We start from the raw sequence: 18,835 nt of genomic DNA, 5'->3' as shown, positions 1-18,835 counted from the left end.
GACACACCTTGCACAGTGCTGTGCAGCTTAGGAAGCGTCGGCTAGGATCGGCAATCTTTTGTGGCGGCAACCACACTCCCCGCCCGCGATCGTGCTAGTTGTTGTCCTGTGCGTAAGACGACGGAGTCGAGTTCGATTGCACGGGACGCAGCTGCGCCGCCCGTGCAACGACGTGACGCCCGGTCCAATCGAGCGCGAATTCTGCACGTTGCACAGGGGGTGCTGGCGGACAATCCCGATGCGACCATCAACGACGTCGCCGCCGCTGCGGGAGTGGTCCGGCGAACCGTGTACGCCCACTTCGCCTCTCGCGAAGCGTTGATCGACGGTATCGCCGTGGAAGCAGCGGAACGAATTTCGGCTGCGCTCAACCGCGTTCCTGCCGCAGACGAATCGGCGGTGACGGTGTTCGTTCGGCAGACACTGGCCCTGGCACGCGTCGGAGATCAGTACCGGCTGTTACTCGCGGTCGCACTGTCCGATCTGGGACACAACAGCATTCACGATCTACTGACTCCGATGCGCGAGTCGGCCGCCGCGGTCATCCGACGGGGACAGCGTGAGGGTGTGTTCTCCTCGTACCTCGCCGCCGAAGTGCTGATCCTCAATATCGAGGCCATTGCGCTGTCGATCCTCGACGCCACCAACGCAGGATTGATCGGCGACCCCGCCGGAGCGGCGACGACGTCGAGCCTGGTGCTGCTGGGAATCGCACCGGACGACGCGGAACGCATAGTCGCAGATGTTCGGTCGTCCGCCCGCGCCCGCTGAGAGCAGTACCGACCCCACGCACGACGAAGGCCCCGTCGCGGTGTGTTGCGCGAACGGGGCCTTCGGCCGAAAACGGGTGGATCTAGGGAGCTGGGACGAATCCTGCGCCGAGTCCGTTGCCCTGATCGACGTTGCGGAGGATCGCGTCGAAGTTGGTACCGACCTCGGGTCCGAAGCACGCCACGCCGAGGTAGGCATTGACCATGCCGACGAGGGTGTTGCCGACGACGACCGGGCTGCCCGAGTCACCTTCGACGACGCACAGCTGAGCCCAGGTCTCCTGCGACTGCAGGATGTCGCCGTAGGCGAGTCCGCAGGTGTTGCCGGTGGTACGGCCTTCCTTGCAGACGATGTTCGGGAACGCCGTCGGCGGGCCGACCTGCGAGATGGTCACGTTGCCGACGCGGTTGATCGGTGCGACCTTGTCACGCTGGAATTCGATCAGGGCGTAATCGAATTCCGGATTGGAGAACGCGATGCGGCCGACCTCACCGAGGGAGGTGTCGTACTCGGGGACGATGGAAGCGCCCGCCTGGCCGCAGTGGCCGGCGGTGAAGCCGACGAGATTTCCGTTGCGGTCGTTTCCGATCGTCGTCAGCGTGCACTCCGCCTGACCTCCGACGATGATCCCCGAGCCGCCGCCGAGAGCAGCTGGAGTGGCCGCGGATGCGGTCCCCACGCCGACGCTGGCTACGATTGCAGCCGCCCCCACGACGACGAGCATGAATTTCTTGAACATGTACTCCCTCTCAGCGGTGTCGGCAGAACCCTAGCAACAACAGGTGTACGAACACGAGCGAGTCGCTCATACGTCCTGCTCGAGGGCGGCAAGGGTGGTGCGCGCCTCCTCTAGTTGTCGGCTCAGTTCCGCGACGCGTCGAGCGGCTTCTTCGCGCGCGTGGGAGATGACGGCCTCGACTGCGTCGCGTGCGGTGGGATCGCCCAACTCCCGAACAGCGCGGCTCACCGACTCGGGGCTCACCGGTTGCGATTTGGTGGGCCGCTTCGCCCCCTGGGTGACCGTGACCGACCAATCGTTGTCGGCCCCCGCATGAATGGTGACGCTGACGCCGCCCGGCGCCTTCTTGGCTCGACGGGGAGCCGGACTCGGCGGTTGCACGGCCTTGGGGCGTTCCGCCACCGTCTTGGGCTGTGCCGGTTCCGCGTCGGGCCGAACCGCTACGGGTTTGGGTTGCACCGGCTCGGCGCTCCTTGCCGGCGGCGCCTGAGGCGGTGCCACCTTCTTCGCGGGCACGCGCTTGGCCGGCGCAGGCGGGGTTGCCGCGTCGCGAGTGATGCGCAGTTCCTCTGCCTCGTAGGGCAATTCGTCGTTGACACCCTTCGGGCTGATGGTGACCGTGGTGCCGTCGATCGAAACGACCTTCGCCGACGTACCCTCGGGCAGGCCCAGACTCGGGTTGGGTTCACGAAGATAGACGGTGGCGCGACGCCCCTCGGCGAGCGCGGCGGCCAGAGCCGTCAGGTTCTCGGGAGTCAACGAATCGTTCACGGCGCGCCCACGGGGTGGCATCGACTACCGGCCTTTCTCGAAAGTGTTTGCGAATACTGTCGCACACTTGCAGGTGAGATGCGGCCGGGGCAGCGCAGGGCGCGTCGGATCGGCGTATCGAGAGGGGGTTACCTGTTAATCCAAGTAACTGTAACCCCAAGTAACAGTAACTTGGATTAACACTTAGATTTGGTTGGCCGAGAGGGCCGATGCATCTCACTGTATACGACAGCCGGCCTGCGCGCCGCGCGCGCACTCGAGGTGCCATCGACCCCACCGGGGTACCCGCGAGTAGCCGCGCGACTCCCGGCGAGATCGGTGTCCCTGAACCACCTCACCGAACCGCCCTCGCACACGGTTTCTGCCGCGTAGCCTGGCGGCGTGCCTCCTTGCGAAGGTACGGAACAGGAGTTTCGATGTACCACCTCGACGCGGACGAACAGTCGCTCAGCGACGGTCCGCACGTGTATTTGCTCGACGCCAAATCCACCCTCGAGGTTCAGGCTCTGAATCAGTGGATCGACGCCACCACGCCGGACGGCGAACCGCGACCACCCTCGGTGGTGCTCTCCGGTGAGGCGAAAACGTCACTGTCGGACAGTGTTCGCGGCTACGCCGACGATCCGCTGCTGATCCCGCTGCGGGTGACTCTGTCCGATCGCAAGAGCGGCATTCTGCACCGAATCTTCGCGCCCCGTGGTCGGTCCAAGCCAACGCAGGTGTGGCAGCGATGGGTGGCAGGCGACGACCCCGACCACTCCGCGGTGTTGGTCGGTGAGCCCGCGACTCTCAGTGATCTGCAGGATCGGTTCGAGCGCGGCGGCGGCACGTCCCTGTCGTCGTTCATTCTTCGTCAGGCCAGTCTGGCGCTGGACAAGGCCGAGCGCGGCGTCATCGGCTCCGAGTACAAGATCCCGCGATTCGTCGTCGAGGACATGACGGAGCAGAAGAAGTTCCGGGACGGAATCACCGAACTCGCGGAGGAGGTCGGCCAGGATCGCGAGGCCGTCGACAAGCGCGTCCAGGACATCCTCGGCGAGATGGTCGCAACCGAGACCCGCCGCGCAGTCGAGATGTGGGGAACCCTCGGGGCCTACTTCTCGCGGGCGTACAAGGTGGACGTGGACCGCGATCAGCTGCAGAAGGTGCGCGAACTCAACAAGAACTATCCGTTGGTGTTCCTACCCAATCACCGCTCCTATCTCGACCCGCTCGTGCTGCGTCCGGCACTGTTGGCCGAAGGTCTGCCGCTCAACCACGTCATGGGCGGCATCAACGTCGGCTTCTGGCCGCTGGGTCCGATCGCCAAGCGCAGTGGCGTCGTGCTCATCCAGCGCAAGTTCTCCGACGCGATCTACAAGTGGACGCTGCGTCAGTACATGAGCTTCCTGCTGAGCAAGCGGTTCAACCTCGAGTGGTACATCGAGGGCGGCCGGAGCCGCACCGGGAAGCTCCGCCCGCCGCGGTTCGGCCTGCTGACCTATCTGGTGGACGCACTCGAGACCAGCGATGCCGAGGACGTGTACCTGGTTCCGACGTCCATCACCTACGACCGGCTGCACGAGGTCGGTGCGATGGCCGAGGAATCGCACGGCGCGAAGAAGCAGGCCGAGGGCATTCGGATGGCCATCGGGTACATCCGCGCGCAGGGCACGTTGCGCGGCAACGTGTACCTGAACTTCGGCGAGCCGATGTCGGTGGCGTCGATCGTCGCCGAGAACTCCGACAAGCGAGTGGCGGTGCAGAAGATCGCGCTCGGTGTCTCGCACGCGATCAACGACGCGACTCCGGTAACGCCGGCCGCATTGGTCACCATGGCCCTGCTGGGCATCGAGGATCGCGCCCTCAACGTCAACGAGATGTGGGCCATCATCGCCCCGCTCGCCCGCTACATCAAGCGCCGCAACCTGCCCACCGCGGGCGGCGTGGATATCGCCGACGTCGACGTCGTGCGCTCGGCCGTCATCGCACAGGTCAACGCCAACGTCGTCAAGCGTTTCGACGACGGTCCCGAGCCCCTGTTCTACCTGGCTCAGGACAAGCATCTGGTCGCAGCGTTCTTCCGCAACAACGCAATCCACTTCTTCGTCATGCGCGCCATCGGCGAGTTGGTCGTGCTGCCGACCAGCGGCGATTCGACGCCACTGACCCAGGAGTCGCTGTGGCAGTCGGCACTGCAGTTACGTGATCTGCTCAAGTTCGAGTTCTTCTTCGGCGACAAGAAGGACTTCGGCGAACGGCTCGAATCCGAGGTCGATCTCATCGACCCGGACTGGCGCGCCAACATCAGCGACCCCGAATATGCTGCACGGCAACTGCAGTCGCAGGATCTGCATCTGGCGCACCGCGTGTTGCAGCCGATCTTCGAGGCGTACCAGGTGGTTGCCGATCAGCTGATGTTGCTGCCGCAGAGCGGTGAGTTCGACAAGGCGAAGTTCATCACGGAATGCCTCGGTGCGGCTCAGGCCAGACGACTTCGTCAGCAGCTCGATCACAGCGAGTCGATCTCCGGCGAATTGTTCGATACAGCATTGCAATTGGCCGAGAATCGCGATCTCGTCGACTCCACGTCCGACGGTATAGCCCGGCGGCGTCGAGCATTCGCGCTCGAGATCGACGAGTGGGCACGCAAGGTACGCACGATCCGCGACATGGCCCACCAGATGCTGCGCGAGGTAGAACCGATCTCGGCCCCCGAGGAGAACAATTCATGACCGAGTTCGACGATCGACTGATCGCGATCGCCGCCGCTCCACCCGGCCGAGACACCGTTGCGTTCTTCGATCTGGACGGCACCCTGATCAACGGGTTCTCCGCCCGTGCAGTATTTCTCGAACGGCTCAAGACTCTCGACGTGACGGTCAAGGAACTGTGGGAGATATCGAGTGCCGTCGTCGAGATGCGGATGCGCAACTCCCCGGTCGACAACCTGATGGGCAAGGCCGTCCGGGGCCTGGAGGGCCGTCGGGAAGACGATCTGATGGAACAGGCAGACACGCTGTTCCGCAACGAGATCGCGCCGATGATCTACCCACAGGCCCGCATCCTCGTCGAAGCACACCGTCACGCCGGTCATCGACTGGTGATGGCCACCTCGGCCACGCCGTACCAGGCGCTGCCCGTACAGCAGGACATGATGTTCGAGACACTGCTGTGCACCACTCCGGTTGTCACCGACGGCATCCTGACCGGGGAGCTGGTCGGCGATTCGCTGTGGGGACCACGCAAGGCCCAGGCCGCGATCGACTACGCCGAACGTGAGGGAATCGCTCTCGCCGGCTGCTTCGCCTACTCCAACGGCGGTGAGGACATTCCACTGCTCGAGGCCGTCGGCCGTCCCATCGCCCTCAACCCGGATCCCGAGCTGCAGCGCTACGCCGCCAAGAAGAAGTGGCCCTCCCTCACGTTGGAGAGCCCCAAGCGCGGCACCGATCTGACCTCGGCCGTGCGCAGCACCGCAGCCCTGGGGTCGGTGCTGGCCAGCGCATCGATCGGCCTCGGCCTCGGGTTACTGACGCGCAGCAGGCGCAACGGAGCGAACATCACGAGCACCATTGCGCCGGACATCGCTCTGACCATTGCCGGAGTCAAGCTCGACGTCACCGGCACCGAGAACGCGTGGTCGGCGCGGCCTGCCGTGTTCATGTTCAACCATCAGAGCACCGCCGACTCGATCATCGTCACCTCCATTCTTCGACGGGACATCACCGCGGTCGCCAAACGAGAGCTCGAACGCGACCCACGATTCGCACTGCTCGGCAGGATTTTCGACGTCGCCTACGTCGATCGTGGTGATCCCTCTCAGGCGCGCGAGGCGATGCGTCCGGCCATAGAGAAATTGCACAGTGGCATTTCCGTCGCCATCGCGCCCGAGGGCACGCGGATGCCGACGTCGCGTCTCGGCCGATTCAAGAAGGGCGGCTTCCACCTGGCGATGCAGGCCGGAGTGCCCATCGTTCCCATCGTCATCCACAACGCGGGTGACGTGATGTGGAAAAAGGATTTCACCGTCCATTCCGGTACCGTCAAGGTCACCATCGGCGAGCCCATTCCCACCACGGACTGGGAGCCCGACAAGATCGACGCGTACGTGGACGATGTCCGTTCCTATTTCGACAGAACGTTGGGATATGCCTGAGAACCAGATCAACTCGGTGGTGCAAGCGGAGATCGAACGCAATCTCCTGGGTGGCACTCCGAAGTACACCCGGTCCGACATCGTCGACAGGTCGGGGTTGCCGCTCGAACGGGTAATCGCGCTGTGGATCGGCATGGGCTTTCCCATCCACACCGATACCGAGGCCGTCGTCTACACCGATGCGGACCTCGAGGCACTGAAGTTGATCACCGGACTCACCGAGCAGAAGGTCATCAAGCCCGAGATGGAGGTCGCGATCGCGCGCACTCTCGGCCAGTCGATGTCCAGACTCGCGGAATGGCAAGTGGGCGTGGTGAACTCTCACATCCTCGAGCGCATCACCAGCAGCGACGAGGACCAGAACGACATCGACGCCATCCGGCACAACGCCAGGGACATCGCTGCCGAGACGGTCCCCACCCTCGAAGCACTCCAGGCGTACACCTGGCGACGGCACTTGGCCGCGGCGGCCGGACGGTCCATCGCCGCTCCCGACGACGCCACCGACAGCCCCGTCATGGCCGTCGGCTTCGCGGACATGGTCGGCTACACCAGTCTGACGCGTCGACTCGACATCGGCGAACTGACCACGCTCCTCGAGGAGTTCGAGTCTCTCGCCACCAATATCATTGCGCGCGGGCGTGGTTCGGTGATCAAGAACGTCGGCGACGAGGTGATGTTCAGCGCGCAGACTCCCGAGGACGCCGCCCACATCGCTCTCGATCTGCAGGACGCGTTCGCCGAACAGGAAGACATGCCGGACCTGCGGGTCGGGCTGGCCTGGGGTCCGGTTCTCGCCCGTTACGGTGATCTGTACGGGTCGGTCGTCAACATCGCTGCGCGCCTGACCAGTTCGGCCAATCCGGGAACGACTCTCGTCGACACCGTCATGACCGAGGAACTGCGTCACGACTCCGAGTTCTACCTCAAATCGATTCGCTCACTACGGGTCAAGGGTTTCCACAAGCTCAAGCCCCATCGGCTCAAGCGCAACAAGCGCAGCGGTCACCGGAGCGAGGAGTAGAACTCCAGATGTTTACGCGCAGCCTCGTCCCACGTGAGGCTGTGCGCCAGCGTCAGGCCCGGTAACGGGTCCCGCGGTTCCCGCACGGCACGTTGAAGCTCGGCTGCCATGGTCTGCGCCGAGGACGCGTAGGTGACGCTGTTGCCGAACACTTCTCGCAGTACCGGCAGATCTCGCGCGACGACGGGAGTCGACGCCGCGAGTGCTTCCATGGCGGCCAGTCCGAAGCCCTCCTTGGTGGAGAAGAACGGCAGCACAGCAGCCTGTGCCACGAGATGCGGCAACTCGTCGTCGTCGACGGTACCGAGTATCACCGGTTCGATACCGAGTTCGGCTGCGCGGCGGTCGAATTCCGCGCGATAGTCGCGATAGTCGAACAGCGTCTCGCCGCCGGCGAAGACCAGCCTCAGGTCGTGCGCACGCAGCCGGGCGAAGGCGTCGAGTAGATCCAGGCTGCCTTTGCGCGGTTCGATACCTCCCACGGCGAGCACGTATCGGCCGAGCTTCTCGCGCCAGTGCGATCGGCCCGATTGCGCCGCTGCGGTGAACCTCTCGGCGTCGACGCCGTTGGGGATCACCGTGGGCTCGAATCCCCATCCGCGGCGAACGTCGCTCGCCACCGCCGCCGACACGCAGATGCGCGCGTACGGGGCGGTGATCGCGCGTTCGTGGCACGCGGCCAGCTCGGGCGTGGTGAACTCGTCCAGGTGATGGATGGTCCTGATGCAGCGGCCGACGGCATTGGCGGAGATGCAGTCCTGCGCATGGACGATGTCGTACTCCTCCGGTGTGAACGCCTGCCGCAGAACATCTATCGACCGCAGAATTCGTTCTCCGACGTTCTCCCCTTCCCGGTGCTCGAACGGGACCATTCTGATGTCGACGGCGGGGTCCACGTCACGAAAGAACGTACTGTCGCCACCGCGGCCGAGAGACCACACCGACACGTCCTGCCCGGCGCGCGCGAGCGCCTCGGCCAGCGCCAGTGTGTGCACCACTCCGCCGCGCGGCTTGGACGAGTAGGTCGACAGGCTGATCTTCACTGACCCGGCTTCTCCTGCAACAGATTCGGGTAAGCATCCACTCGACGCTCGGCCAGGTGATGCAGCCCCCGGCGCGCTCGGTCGACTTCGGCGTCGACATCGATCTCGTGCACCGCAAGGCCTCCTTTGGACCAGGTCCGCGCTAGTACGTCGCCACCGGGGCCGACGATCTTCGCCTGCCCGAGAAAGCGCAGCGAACCCATCACTCCGGTTTGATTGGACGAGACGAGCACCACCTGATTCTCGGCCGCGCGGGCTGCGTCGTACAGATCGAACAGACGGGACTGCCGATCGTTCGGAAGAGAAGACGCTCGATCCGTAACGCTGGCAGGCCACGCAGACAGGGCCGCAATGATTCTCGCGCCGTCGAGCGCCAACGTCCGCGCCGACTCCGGGAACGTCTTGTCGTAGTCGATCAGCATGCCCATCCGCCCCACCGGGGTGTCGAAGGCCTCGAAGTGGTCACCGGCCGCGTAGGCGAGCGACTCCCCGAGCGGTTGGTGCACCTTGCGATGACTACCCAGGATTCCGTCTCCGGTCAGACAGGCAGCAGCGTTGTACCGCAGACCTTTCGACAGCTCGGTGTAGCCGATGCAGATCGTCATGTTCCCGGCCGCGGCGATGATCGCCGCCAGTTCCGGACCGTCGGGATCGAGGGTGGGCGGCAGTTCCGCGGGATCCGGATTGCTCAGACTGTTGATGTAGCCCCCGAGGGACGCGTCGGGCAGCACCAGGAGATCGATGCCTTCTCGGGCCGCACTGGAGATGATCGTGGTGATCTTCAGTACGGCTCGGTCGACATCTCTCCCGAAATGCGCTGCCAGCGCGCCGATCTTGATGGGGGCCACGAGAAGCTCAGACCATCTGACTCTGGGGTTGTGCGGCACTGATCTCGAGACCGATCTGATCGGCGAGGAACGCAGCGTCCCTCGCCACCGAGGCGAATCGCCCCGAACCCCAGGTGTGCTGCCACGGCAGACCGAGGAAGTACAGGCCGGACACCGAGGTGACGCCTCGGTTGTGCGTCGGGTGGCCCTCGCCGTCGAACGCGCCGACCTTCAGCCATCGGTAGTCGGTGCGAAAGCCGACGGACCAGACGACGGCCTTGATATCGGCGGCGGCGAGGTCGAGTTCGGTGGTCTCGGTCTCCGGACGCCACACCGGAACGTAACGCTCCTCGCTCGGCGCGCTGATTCCCTCGCGCTCGATGTAGGCGTCGATGTTGTCCTTGATGCTCTCGGCCACGCGGTCCGCAGCGTCGAGGGATGCCTCGAGGGTGGGCGCGAACTGCAGAACGCCGTCCTCGACTCCCAGTAGGCGGCCGTAGAGTTTCATGCCCTCGGTGGCGAATGCGCGCAGGTCGATGTCTCGCCCACCGTCACGTCCGGTGACGTAGTGGTTCGTGTTCTCGCGTTTGCCGACGCCGCCGGGTTGATCTTCGATGGAGACATCGTAAACCCCCATGTCGTGCAACCAGGCGACACAGTCGCGGCCGCGATAGAAGCGCGCGACGCGGGGAGCGGTGCCCGCCACCAGATGGACGCGGCGGCCGTCGAGGTGCAGGTCCTCGGCAATCTGGGCACCGGACTGGCCGGTGCCGACCACCAGCACGTCGCCGTCCGGGAACTGGTGTGACCCGCGGTATTCGGAGGAGTGGATCTGGACGATGTCACGGGGAAGCTTCTCGGCGAACCTCGGGATTGTGGGGATGTGGTACCCACCGACGGCGACGACGATCTGATCGGCATGCATGGGGCCGGCGGAAGTCTGGAGGTCGAAGCCACCCGCCGCAGACTGGAGTGCTTGATCGACCGAAACGTGCTCTCGGACCGGTGCATCGAAGCTTTCCGCGTAGCGACGTACGAAGGCGTACACCTCGTCACGCTGCATGAATCCGTCGGGATCGTCACCGTCGTAGGAGTACCCGGGGAGCGCGCACTGCCAGTTCGGAGTAACGAGGGTGAAGTTGTCCCAGCGGGAGTCCTTCCACTCGTGCGCGATCGTCTCACGCTCCAACACCACATGTTCGATGCCACGCTGAGTCAGATGCCAGCTGATGGACAGGCCCGCCTGGCCACCGCCGATGACGATCACGGAGTAGTTTTCTGCTGCACTGTGATTGTCCGTCATAGCAATTCAGCTCCCGACATGCTCAGTACGCGAACGGCACCGGCCTCGTACGAGGCACTGACACCGTGAATCTCCTCCATCTGCTGCGCGGCCGAGGTGCACCGCATGCCGAACTTGGCGAGCACTCGATCGCTGGCGATCGTCAACGCCTCCGACGTCCGTTGCACGAACTCTGCCACCGGGTAGTCCTCGCCGGGCGTCAGATAGTCGTGCATCACCAGAGACGGTGAATAGCAGGACTGTTCGCGTCCGTCGGGCCATCGAACGAGGAACGACATCTCAGGCATGGATCGGCTCCTTCGTGATGGTCCGGTACACGGACGGTCGGCGATCACGAAGGTTGTACATGCCGCCGCCACGTGCTGCGCCGATGAGGGCAGCGACGTCGACGGTGGCCGTCGCCAAGCCGGGTTCGACGCCCGTGCCGGCGAGAATCTCCCCGCCGGGCCCGACGATCTTTGCGCTGCAGACGAATCGGAGAGATCCGAAGGTACCTGCCTGGTTGGCCGCGACCCAGATGATCTGATTCTCGAGAGCGCGAGCGCGGTCGTAGATGTCGAACCGCTGCTTCCAGCGGTCCTCTTCCATGTTGTCGACAGTGGCGGTGCGGGCCGTCGGCCAGGCCGAGATGGAGGCGACGATCTCGGCACCGTCGAGCGCCAGTTCCCTTGCTGCCTCCGGGAATCCCTTGTCGTAGCAGATCTGCATCCCCATGCGGCCGATCGGAGTGTCGAAGGCGGAGTAGCTGTCTCCCGCGTCGTAGCAGAGATTTTCACCCAGCGGCTGGTGCACCTTGCGGTACGAGCCGAGGATTCCACTGCCGTCGACCGTCACGGCGGCGTTGTAGCGAGTGTCGCCGTCCTTCTCGCAGAAGCCGAACGTGACGACGGTGTCACCGGCCATGTCGATGACGCGTCTGATCTCGGGGCCGTCGAGTTCGAGGGCCGGCGGCAGGGCTTTGAGTCGACGCTGACGTGATTCCTCGGTCTCGTCTCCTCCGCCGAGACTCGGCAGGTAGCCGCCGAGGCAGGCCTCGGGCAGGACGAGCAGCTGGCTACCGCGATTGCGCGATTCCTCGAGCAACGCGGCGATGGTGGCGTAACCCTGTTCCATGTCGCGTCCGAATTCGGCTGCGGCGACGGAAATAGTGATGGGCTTCGGGTGGGTGGTCATGCTTCTCCCAATCCGGTCACGGTGGACGTGACCGCGCGAGTGGTGATTCCGTCGGGCCATCGCAGTGCGACGCCCGGAATGTCGGTGAGCTCTCCGCAGACTGCGGACAGCGCAGGTCCGGACGGTGCAGTGGGTGCACCGGGACGGTCCGCGGTGATCATCGCGAACCCTGGAAAACACGTGATCCATTCGCCCATCGACGCTGCGTCGGGTTTCGGTATCGAGGCCACGTCGAGTACGGCGCCGGTCCCGCTCGCCTCGGCCAGCATTCCGGTGGTGCCGGCCAGGCCTGCCATCGAGACGTCCTTGGCGGCCTTGGGTGCGGTGCGGGAAACGAACGTCGCCATGGCCGTCAGTTCGCCGGAGTTCCGACGAGACGACGAATCCCATTGCCGACCATGGTATCCGCGTCGCCACTCGCCTTCGATGTCTGCGGTGAGCGTCAACCGATCGCCGACGCTTCCGCCACCGGCCGGCACCGGTCGCGAGGTCCGGCCGAGTGCGGTGACCGACAGTGACGACGGCACCCCGGCCTGGGTGTGGCCACCGAGCACCGGAACCTGCCACGCTGCAGAGGCGTTGGCGAGACCCCGGATGATGCGGGTCAGCCGACTCTGGGTGGGTGCGCCGACGGAATCGAGCATGCCGACGGCTCCTGCTCCCATCGCCGAGAGGTCGTTCAGATTGACCAGCGCGGCACACCAGCCGGCCCACTCGGGGTCGCGATCGACCATGGACGGGATGATCGCATCGCACGCTGCGATCATGTCGCTACCCGGGACCGGAACGCCGTCGTCGCCGCGAAAGCCTTTGGCACCGAGCCCGAGTGGCTGCGCTCGGAGAGGTGCAAGTACCCCGGCGAGCATCGCCTTGGTCGAGGAGACGAGCCGTTCGATCCGGTCGATCGGCCAGTACATCGCCACGTGCGTTGTGCCGGCAACCTCGACGTCGCCGCGGCGAATCCAGCCGAGGCGGGTGAACAGTTGCTCGTTGCTCTTCTGCACGGTCGCGTCGAAGCGAAGAACACCTCTGCTCTCGGCGTGAGCGCAGGCGGCCCGAACAAGGGCGGGCCCGACGCCGGAGGTGCGCGCCGAAGACGCGACCACGAGCCGGCTTCCCGCCCACCACCCCAGATCCGGTGCGGTGCAGGGTGCCAGCCGCACTCCGCCGAGCACGGTGCCGTCCCGATCGGTGGCGACCAGAACGACTGCTCGTGGGTCGTCGTCGATGTCGTCCTGATCGGTGCCGGCGAACAAGCCCTGTTCGGCAACGAAGGTCGCCCTCCGGAGTGCACGATAGGCGTCGAGCTCCGCTGTACTTCCGCACGGCTGGACGATGAACCCGGGCTCGACGACAGTGGTTGCAGTACCGGACAATCCGGCAAGGTCGCCCAGTTCCACGACACCGAACATGTCAGCCTCCCGCATTCTGCAGAACGCTGCACGCACCGCATGCCGCGCAGCCTGCCTTCTGTTCGGATCCGAGCATCGCCGCGGCCTGAAGTTCCTTGGCGACGCGTCGGGTGACGTTTTCGAGAACGTCTCGGCCGGGGGCCGTCGCTCGGTCGATGTCCACTGCCAACGTTCCGGCCAGCGGCCGGAACGGAACCACGAAGGGGTAGACCCCCATCTCGATCAGTTCTGCTGCGCCTGCGACCAATTCGTCGGGATCCTCACCGAGTCCCACCAGGATGTAAGTCGAAACCTGGTTTCGTCCGAAGACACGAACCGCTTCTTTCCACGCCGCGCGGTACTCGTCCATCGAGACCGAGGCCTTGCCCGGCATCCACCGGCGTCGAACGTCGTCGTCGAGAGATTCGACGTGGATGCCGATGGATTCGGCTCCGGCGTCGTACAGATCTTGGATCGTCTGCAGATCGCCGGGAGGTTCGCACTGCACCTGGATCGGCAGCTGTGGAACCACCGCCTTGATGGCGCGCACGCATCGGGCCAGGTGGCGAGCACCGCGGTCCTTTGCGGCCGAGGTGCCGGTCGTCATGACCATCTGTGTGACGCCGTCGAGTCGCACCGCCGCCTCGGCCACCTCGGCCAACTGCGCCGGGGTCTTGACCGCGATGGTGTCGCCGGCCTCGAGCGAGGCCTCGATGGAGCAGAAGCGACACCGCTGGTCGGCGTCGTAGCGGATGCACGTCTGCACCACTGTCGTAGCGAGGACGCTGGAGCCGTGCAGCTTGGCGATCTTCTCGTAGGCGACGCCGTCGGCGGTGGCGAGGTCGTAGAACTTCGGGCGATCGACGGCCTGAACATCGAGTCCGATGTCGTTGCCGTCGAACAACACTCGACCCTCTTCGAGAACGTACGGGCTGAGCGGATTGCGGGGGATGGCTGCGCCGAGGCCATCGATGCGGACATGTCCATCGTCACTCGGGCCTGCACCGGCAGTTCTGGACACCGGCGTTGCTCCTCGAATTCCGAGCAACGCCAGATCCACGCGTGTAGAGATGGACATCGAGATCCCCTAGACCATGTAGGTCGAATTGATGATGGCACCCTTGCGCGCGTAGTGGATCAACGCGTCCTGCACGTCCAGGGGGTGGGCCGGGATGACGCCCTCGATGAGGTCCTCTTCGCGGCCACCGTGCAGTGCGAGCCCGAAGCGGCAGCAGAACACGGTGCCGCCCTCGGCGATGAATGTCGCGAGCGAATCGTTGATGTTCTGCTCGCCCGGGAAGCCGGAGTCACCGGTCGTCGGAAAGCCCCGAGTGGCAAGGCAATTGATAGCGCCGGGGCCGTAGAAGTACATGGCCGACTCGAAGCCCTTGCGCAGAGCGCGGGTGGCCTGGAGCACAGCGACGAAGGAGACCGACGACTCGTGTGCGATGCCGTGCACCAGCGTGAAGTAGCTCTCGCCGTTCTCGGCCTTGTAGTCGGGGAAGATCTTGGTGGAGCCGTAGATGTTGCTGCCCTTGGGGAGTGAAGGGTGCGGGATCTCTTCGAGCGACTTCTTGATGTTCTCGGCGATGGCCTGGTCGATGTCTGACACGGGTGTCTCCTGAAGTTCGCAGAGCTGGCTGGATGAGGTGGACGCCTGTGGCCACCGTGGGAAGAAAGGTCATGTCCGGCGAGAGAGCAGATCCTCTGCGGGCATGGAACAAGTACAAGCCCCATCCATTTCCGATTGGTCACACCCGGAACAACGCCGTGTTTCGAGGGCCTCACAGTGTTGACGTGGCGTTACGCGGATAGTGTGGAGGTCGAACCACCCATCCACTCCGAACTTGACGAGGAACTCGATGATCGGCGCCGTCACCGGCTTGTTGTACGCGTTGTCCCTGGTCGTAGGCATCTGGGTGCTCGCGAAGCTCGCCATGAACCGACCGGTCCTGCTCAAGAACAAGTCCGATCGAGCCCTGTTCTGGACCATCGCTGCCACCGAGGCGGTCGTCGCGCTGCAGGCCGTCATCGGGTTCGTCATGATGTTCACCTCGGATCGAGACATACACCGGCTGACGTTCGGGTCCTACCTCGTCGGACTGCTGTTTCTGCTTCCGCTCGGGACGTGGTGGTCCCTGGGCGATCGCTCCCGCGGCGGCACCGCGGTACTGCTCGTTGCCGTCCTCACCCTCGCGGCCATGGTGCTGCGCCTGAGCCAGATCTGGGCCGGATATGCCTGACAACCTCCAGCAAGCAACGCGCACCGGATTCGGGCGCTTCCTGATCGCCGTCTACGCCGTGTTCGCCGTCGCGGCGACAGCACGCTCGATCGTGCAGCTCGCCACTCGATTCGACGACGCACCGGTGGCGTATCTGCTGTCGGCTTTCGCGGCAGTCGTCTACATCGTCGCCACGGTAGGACTGGCCCGAGCAACAGAAGCATCCCGACGAGTGGTGACGGTGTCCTGCATCATCGAACTCGTCGGAGTGGTCGGCATCGGTGCCCTCAGCTACATCCAGCCCCAGGACTTCCCGGAGCCGACGGTGTGGTCGCACTTCGGATCCGGGTACGTCTTCATCCCGGTGGTGCTCCCCATCGCGGGACTGTGGTGGTTGCGAAAGACTCGGCAGCGGTAGGGGTCTTCCGCAATTTTTGCTCCACTCGGACGGGTCGCACGCGGGAATCTCTCGATCGAGGCCTTGAGTGGAGCATCCTATGCAGTCTCCAGCCCCGCACCGAGACATCGGTGCGGGGCTGGAAGAGGTTGTCGTGCAGCTACTTCAGCAGAGACGTGTCAGCTCAATGCCGCCAGGTTCGCAACGGATTTCTTGACATCGGTGTCCAGCGCCCGCGCCACCACCGATCCCACCGGACCGAACAGCACACCCCCGCCGAACTTGGCGTCGAGTGTCAGCTCCGAACCACCCTCGGCCTCACGCACATGGACCGTCAGCGAGATCCGCACCCCGCCCTTGCCGCGGCCGGACATCTCGATCAACTTCGGCTCTTCGTACTCCGTGAAGGTCCAGTTGATCGTGTTCTTGAAGCCCTTGACCTTGACCAGCGACTCCACCTCGGTGCCCTTGCCGACCTTCTTCGGCGGTGGGCTGCACCATCCACCGTGAATGGTCATCCACTCGTCGAACCGATCGAGCGCGGAAGCTTTGTCCCACGCGCCCTGCGGATTTTCGGGCATCTGTACCGAGACACTGATCGTCGCCATGTATTCGAGCCTGTCACAACTCCCCCGCATCTTCAGACGGCGGCCGTTAACCTATGACGATGGCCACGCTCGAGATCGAGGGTCGGAAGGTCTCCGTCACCAACCTCGACAAAGTGCTGTTCCCCGAAACCGGCACCACCAAGGGCAGCATCATCGAGTACTACGTTGCCATCGCACCCGCCATGCTCCCGCACCTCGTCGGCCGAGCCGTGACCCGTAAGCGCTGGCCCAACGGCGTCGACCAGTCGTCGTTCTTCGAGAAGAACCTCGCTGCGTCTGCCCCCGACTGGCTCGATCGACGTTCGATGCAGCATTCCGACCGCGTCGTCACCTACCCACTGTTCTCCACCGCAGCCGATCTCGCGTGGCTCGGCCAGCAGGCGGCCATCGAAGCGCATGTGCCACAGTGGCGATTCGACGGCAACGATCCCGGCCCCGCCACCCGCATGGTCTTCGACCTCGATCCCGGTGACGACGTGGATCTCGCCCGGTGCGCCGAAGTCGCCTGCGAGATACGGGATCTGATCGGCGATATCGGGATGACTGCGTATCCGGTCACCAGCGGCAGCAAGGGAATTCACCTGTACGTCCCGCTGGAGAAACCGCTGTCGACTGCGGGGGCCTCCACCGTCGCCAAACGTGTTGCCACGCTGCTGGAAGAGCGTTCGCCGGATCGGGTGACGGCAACGATGGCGAAGGCGAAGCGAACCGGTCGGGTGTTCGTCGACTGGAGCCAGAACAACGGCAAGAAGACGACGGTCGCCCCGTACTCGCTACGCGGGCGAACGCTCCCCACCGTCGCAGCACCACGCACGTGGGACGAGCTGGAAGCGTCAGGCCTGCAACAGCTTCGGTTCGAGGAGGTGCTGGAACGATTCCAGGATCTCGGTGACCTACTGGCAGAACTGGACCCCACCATGGAGTCGGCACCCGAAAGTAGCTCTACCACAGACAAACTCGTCAAGTACCGCAGCATGCGCAGCGCCGACAAGACTCCCGAGCCGATACCGACCACCACCGAGCCGCAGGGCAACAACGACACCTTCGTCATCCAAGAGCATCATGCCCGACGGCTGCACTACGACTTCCGACTCGAACACGACGGCGTCCTGGTGTCGTGGGCCGTTCCGAAGAACATCCCGGTCGACCCGAAGCAGAATCGACTGGCGGTACACACCGAGGACCACCCGCTCGAATACGCGACATTCTCCGGACGAATACCCAAGGGCGAGTACGGCGGCGGCGACGTCTCGATCTGGGACAGCGGAACCTACGAACTCGAGAAGTGGCGAGACGACGAAGTCATCGTCGTCCTGCACGGACAGAAGGCGCGCGGGCGGTTCGCGCTGATCCGCACCAAGGGCAGCCAGTGGTTGATGCACCTGATGAAGGACGCACCCGACAAGCCCGAGCCCAAGAACATCTCACCGATGCTCGCGACCGCAGGCGACATCCGCGATCTTCCGAACGACGAGTGGTCGTTCGAGGGCAAGTGGGACGGGTTCCGCATCGTCGCCGAACTCACGCACGGTTCGATGACGCTACGCACGCGAAGCGGTAACGACTACACCGAGAAATTCGGTGCACTCCAATCTTTCGCAGACGACCTGGCCGAGCACGACGCCGTCGTCGACGGGGAAGTCGTCGTGTTCGACGACAGCGGTGTCAGCAGCTTCGAGAAACTGCAGAACGCGACCCGTGACGAGATCCGGTTCATCGCGTTCGATCTGCTTCACCTCGACGGCACGTCACTGCTGCGCAAGAAGTACTCGGATCGACGACGGTTGCTCGAACTTCTCACCACCGGACTCGACTCCGTGCTGGTGCCACCACGACTGACGGGGACCGCTGCGGATGCCATCGCCGAAAGCAGAGAGCGGGGCTGGGAAGGTGTCGTCGCCAAACGCACCGACTCCGTCTACCAACCCGGCAAGCGCGCCCACACCTGGATCAAGTTCAAGAACTGGCGAACCCAGGAAGTCGTCATCGGTGGGTGGCGTCGGGGACAGGGTCGCCGTTCCGGCGGGTTCGGATCGTTACTGATGGGCATTCCCGACGGGGAGCGACTGCGCTACGTGGGACGCGTCGGAACCGGGTTCGACGATCGTGCGCTCGATACGCTAGGTGCCCTCCTGGCCCCTCTCGAGGCGTCGGACAGTCCCTTCTCCTCGGTGTTGCCCCCGGCCGATCGGAACGGAGCGGTGTGGGTCGAGCCTGTACTCGTCGGCGAGGTTCGGTTCTACGAGGCCACGGAATCCGGCCATCTGCGGCATCCGAGCTGGCGTGGTCTGCGCCCGGACAAGGACCCGAAGGCGGTGCGTCAGGAATGACGAGAATGCCCCCGGTCGAATACTTGATTTCTACCGAAGAAACGAGCATAGGTAACGTTCGGTTGCCATAAAATGAGCGGATGCGTACCGTGGCGCAC

Annotated in this window: 18 protein-coding genes; 7 read left to right on the top strand and 11 right to left on the bottom strand. The window is 64.5% G+C overall.

Annotated elements, in window-relative coordinates; translation table 11 throughout:
• Positions 1 to 108: 108 nt before the first annotated feature.
• Positions 109 to 771, top strand: coding sequence for a TetR/AcrR family transcriptional regulator (locus QM615_RS08005; RefSeq protein WP_283347236.1), 663 nt, complete (start codon positions 109 to 111; stop codon positions 769 to 771).
• A gap of 82 nt (positions 772 to 853) precedes the next feature.
• On the opposite strand, the gene QM615_RS08000 is transcribed toward QM615_RS08005, so the two are convergent.
• Positions 854 to 1,510 carry a chymotrypsin family serine protease gene (locus QM615_RS08000; RefSeq protein WP_149406877.1) on the bottom strand — a complete coding sequence of 219 codons (657 nt, stop codon included), beginning with the start codon at positions 1,508 to 1,510 and terminating at the stop codon, positions 854 to 856.
• A gap of 66 nt (positions 1,511 to 1,576) precedes the next feature.
• A complete protein-coding gene (locus tag QM615_RS07995; RefSeq protein ID WP_149406876.1) occupies positions 1,577 to 2,302 on the bottom strand; it encodes a DUF6319 family protein in 726 nt (241 codons plus the stop codon).
• Between the two features lie 395 nt (positions 2,303 to 2,697).
• On the opposite strand from QM615_RS07995, the gene QM615_RS07990 reads away from it, so the two are divergent.
• From QM615_RS07990 to QM615_RS07980, 3 genes are read left to right on the top strand one after another with little or no spacing between them, the layout of a single operon-like run.
• A complete protein-coding gene (locus tag QM615_RS07990; RefSeq protein WP_283347235.1) occupies positions 2,698 to 4,995 on the top strand; it encodes a glycerol-3-phosphate 1-O-acyltransferase in 2,298 nt (765 codons plus the stop codon).
• A complete protein-coding gene (locus QM615_RS07985; RefSeq protein WP_149406874.1) occupies positions 4,992 to 6,419 on the top strand; it encodes an HAD-IB family hydrolase in 1,428 nt (475 codons plus the stop codon). Before QM615_RS07990 ends, QM615_RS07985 begins: the two co-directional genes overlap by 4 nt.
• Positions 6,412 to 7,443: an adenylate/guanylate cyclase domain-containing protein gene (locus QM615_RS07980; protein ID WP_149406873.1), complete on the top strand. Its 1,032-nt coding sequence runs from the start codon at positions 6,412 to 6,414 to the stop codon at positions 7,441 to 7,443. The genes QM615_RS07985 and QM615_RS07980 overlap by 8 nt, the downstream gene beginning before the upstream one ends.
• Here the strand turns inward: QM615_RS07980 and QM615_RS07975 are convergent.
• Genes QM615_RS07975 through QM615_RS07940 form a run of 8 tightly spaced genes read right to left on the bottom strand, consistent with a single transcriptional unit; the run spans position 7,425 to position 14,792 of the window.
• A complete protein-coding gene (locus QM615_RS07975; RefSeq protein ID WP_283347234.1) occupies positions 7,425 to 8,486 on the bottom strand; it encodes an MSMEG_0565 family glycosyltransferase in 1,062 nt (353 codons plus the stop codon). The two genes, QM615_RS07980 and QM615_RS07975, sit on opposite strands and share 19 nt — an antisense overlap.
• Positions 8,483 to 9,334, bottom strand: a complete 852-nt coding sequence (locus tag QM615_RS07970) for a carbon-nitrogen hydrolase family protein (RefSeq protein WP_037194809.1) — start codon at positions 9,332 to 9,334, stop codon at positions 8,483 to 8,485. Before QM615_RS07970 ends, QM615_RS07975 begins: the two co-directional genes overlap by 4 nt.
• Positions 9,335 to 9,341: 7 nt before the next feature.
• Positions 9,342 to 10,616 carry an MSMEG_0569 family flavin-dependent oxidoreductase gene (locus QM615_RS07965; RefSeq protein ID WP_283347233.1) on the bottom strand — a complete coding sequence of 425 codons (1,275 nt, stop codon included), beginning with the start codon at positions 10,614 to 10,616 and terminating at the stop codon, positions 9,342 to 9,344.
• A complete protein-coding gene (locus QM615_RS07960; protein ID WP_283347232.1) occupies positions 10,613 to 10,903 on the bottom strand; it encodes an MSMEG_0570 family nitrogen starvation response protein in 291 nt (96 codons plus the stop codon). The genes QM615_RS07965 and QM615_RS07960 overlap by 4 nt, the downstream gene beginning before the upstream one ends.
• Entirely contained in the window at positions 10,896 to 11,789 is an 894-nt protein-coding gene (locus QM615_RS07955; protein ID WP_283347231.1) for a carbon-nitrogen hydrolase family protein, read from the bottom strand. The genes QM615_RS07960 and QM615_RS07955 overlap by 8 nt, the downstream gene beginning before the upstream one ends.
• A complete protein-coding gene (locus QM615_RS07950) occupies positions 11,786 to 13,216 on the bottom strand; it encodes an MSMEG_0567/sll0787 family protein (RefSeq protein WP_283347230.1) in 1,431 nt (476 codons plus the stop codon). The genes QM615_RS07955 and QM615_RS07950 overlap by 4 nt, the downstream gene beginning before the upstream one ends.
• Positions 13,203 to 14,258: an MSMEG_0568 family radical SAM protein gene (locus QM615_RS07945; RefSeq protein WP_149406868.1), complete on the bottom strand. Its 1,056-nt coding sequence runs from the start codon at positions 14,256 to 14,258 to the stop codon at positions 13,203 to 13,205. Before QM615_RS07945 ends, QM615_RS07950 begins: the two co-directional genes overlap by 14 nt.
• A 9-nt stretch (positions 14,259 to 14,267) precedes the next feature.
• Positions 14,268 to 14,792, bottom strand: a complete 525-nt coding sequence (locus QM615_RS07940) for an MSMEG_0572/Sll0783 family nitrogen starvation response protein (protein WP_068048684.1) — start codon at positions 14,790 to 14,792, stop codon at positions 14,268 to 14,270.
• A 250-nt stretch (positions 14,793 to 15,042) separates the two neighbouring features.
• Between QM615_RS07940 and QM615_RS07935 the strand changes: the two genes are divergently transcribed.
• Together QM615_RS07935 and QM615_RS07930 are read left to right on the top strand one after the other, a co-directional pair.
• Positions 15,043 to 15,423, top strand: coding sequence for a hypothetical protein (locus tag QM615_RS07935; RefSeq protein ID WP_149406867.1), 381 nt, complete (start codon positions 15,043 to 15,045; stop codon positions 15,421 to 15,423).
• Complete coding sequence (locus tag QM615_RS07930) at positions 15,416 to 15,820, top strand: hypothetical protein (RefSeq protein ID WP_283347229.1); 405 nt, start codon at positions 15,416 to 15,418, stop codon at positions 15,818 to 15,820. Before QM615_RS07935 ends, QM615_RS07930 begins: the two co-directional genes overlap by 8 nt.
• A 158-nt stretch (positions 15,821 to 15,978) precedes the next feature.
• Here the strand turns inward: QM615_RS07930 and QM615_RS07925 are convergent, their stop codons facing one another.
• Positions 15,979 to 16,407 (bottom strand): type II toxin-antitoxin system Rv0910 family toxin, encoded by a 429-nt coding sequence (locus tag QM615_RS07925; RefSeq protein ID WP_179272040.1) that lies wholly within the window; start codon positions 16,405 to 16,407, stop codon positions 15,979 to 15,981.
• A gap of 59 nt (positions 16,408 to 16,466) precedes the next feature.
• Between QM615_RS07925 and QM615_RS07920 the strand changes: the two genes are divergently transcribed.
• Complete coding sequence (locus tag QM615_RS07920; protein ID WP_283347228.1) at positions 16,467 to 18,737, top strand: ATP-dependent DNA ligase; 2,271 nt, start codon at positions 16,467 to 16,469, stop codon at positions 18,735 to 18,737.
• The last annotated feature ends 98 nt before the right edge of the window (positions 18,738 to 18,835 follow it).

Origin of the sequence: Rhodococcus sp. IEGM 1341, from assembly GCF_030056895.1 — a bacterium.
Lineage (GTDB): Bacteria > Actinomycetota > Actinomycetes > Mycobacteriales > Mycobacteriaceae > Rhodococcoides.
Note: the sequence above shows the minus strand (reverse complement) of the source record. Positions and strands in the feature narration are given on the sequence as shown.